Genomic DNA, 442 nt, shown 5'->3' on the forward strand with positions numbered 1-442 from the left:
TTGACAACGTGGCAAACAGGCCACCAGAATGGTCTCGAACTGCATGGTATCCAGATGACGCCATCGTTGCTCAGTGGCATGGTCATAAAGGCTGCATGATGCACCGCATACCGGACACGCGACCCGCTTGCCGCTCATCGACACATGAACGTTCTCGACCTTCCAGTTTGAGGAAAGACCTAAAAGTTGGTGGTAATGGCTCGTCAGGCTCTGCATGGGAGTATCAAGGTGCGGTTGGGTAAAGCTCAAAATTACTCTATGTTACTTCATACACACCCTTCTTTCCACGATATTCTGCGAAGAGCCTGATTAACAGACCTAAGTTTCCATCCAGACGATAAGGTGCTATCATTTATATATATCCCACTAGTGTCGCATCACGCAGAAACAGTCGTATAGAATGATTACCTTCATCTTCATTGATCAACCCAACCATCGTGAA

General features: G+C 47.1%; 1 protein-coding gene. It reads right to left on the reverse strand.

Annotation, left to right across the window (positions count from 1 at the left end):
• Positions 1-216 (reverse strand): transposase family protein (locus FGF66_RS12395; protein WP_139456914.1); only part of this gene is annotated, 216 nt, incomplete at its 3' end.
• Positions 217-442: the final 226 nt, after the last annotated feature.

The organism is Chlorobaculum thiosulfatiphilum (assembly GCF_006265165.1).
GTDB lineage: Bacteria > Bacteroidota > Chlorobiia > Chlorobiales > Chlorobiaceae > Chlorobaculum > Chlorobaculum thiosulfatiphilum.